Consider the following 918-nt stretch of genomic DNA (forward strand, 5'->3'; position numbering starts at 1 on the left):
TATAGTGCATTAAGTATAAAAATGTTATAAGATAAAACATCTCAACAGATATACTCAATTATCATGACTTACTCACTAGATTATCGCAAACAAGTTCTTAAAAGCTTAGCAGATGGCATGACCTTTGCCGAGGCAGCCTCTTTTTATGACATTAGTCCAACCACTATTCAAAAGTGGAAGAAACGGCTGCATAGTAAGAGCACTCGCAATGTTACGCCATCAAAAATACCGGATGATGCACTACGCAAAGACGTTGAGCGTTACCCTGATGACTATCACTATGAGAGAGCAAGACGGTTCAACTGTACTGCCCCAGCCATTTGTGAGGCTTTAAAACGCCTAGGCATCAGTCAAAAAAAAGACCTTAGAGCATCCAAAAGCATGTCCAATAAAAAGAGCGGCGTATCAGAGTAAGCTTGATAACTTTAAACAGCAAGGTTATCCCATTGTGTATATGGACGAAAGCGGTTTTGAAAGCCAGACCATTCGTCCTCATGGTTATGCACCGATAGGCAAACCCTGTATCGACAGCTACAACTGGCAAGGTAAAAAGCGAACCAACGTCATTGGGGCTCTATATGAAAAGATGCTATTTGCACTGGATTACTTTGAACACAACATTAACAGCGGCATATTCTACGATTGGTGCAAACACACCCTAATCCCAAGCCTTAAAACCAAATGCGTGATTGTCATGGATAACGCTCGGTTTCATAAAAGTAGACGTATCCAAAAATTACTGAACAGGCATGGTCATCGTATCCTATGGCTGCCGCCGTACAGCCCAGACTTGAACCCTATTGAGAAAAAATGGGCTCAAGTGAAGTTTCTACGCCAAGGGTGGATGGAAAATGACTTATCCAAATTATTTTATGATGTTTGTCCTAGACATAACACTTTTGTTTTGAACTGACTATA

General features: G+C 40.8%; 2 protein-coding genes. Both read left to right on the forward strand.

Features of this window, described 5'->3' with window-relative positions; translation table 11 throughout:
* Positions 1-63: 63 nt before the first annotated feature.
* The gene (locus JMX82_RS14155; RefSeq protein WP_201541006.1) at positions 64-414 is read left to right on the forward strand and encodes an IS630 transposase-related protein; all 351 of its coding nucleotides are present in this window, start codon (positions 64-66) and stop codon (positions 412-414) included.
* The gene (locus JMX82_RS14160; RefSeq protein ID WP_201541007.1) at positions 389-913 is read left to right on the forward strand and encodes an IS630 family transposase; all 525 of its coding nucleotides are present in this window, start codon (positions 389-391) and stop codon (positions 911-913) included. The genes JMX82_RS14155 and JMX82_RS14160 overlap by 26 nt, the downstream gene beginning before the upstream one ends.
* The last annotated feature ends 5 nt before the right edge of the window (positions 914-918 follow it).

The sequence above is a fragment of the Psychrobacter sp. 1044 genome (assembly GCF_904846525.1).
Lineage (GTDB): Bacteria > Pseudomonadota > Gammaproteobacteria > Pseudomonadales > Moraxellaceae > Psychrobacter.

Bases quoted from the DNA above. Each gene is read 5' to 3' on its own strand.
- JMX82_RS14155 (WP_201541006.1), top strand. From the start codon at position 64: ATGACTTACTCACTAGATTATCGCAAACAAGTTCTTAAAAGCTTAGCA.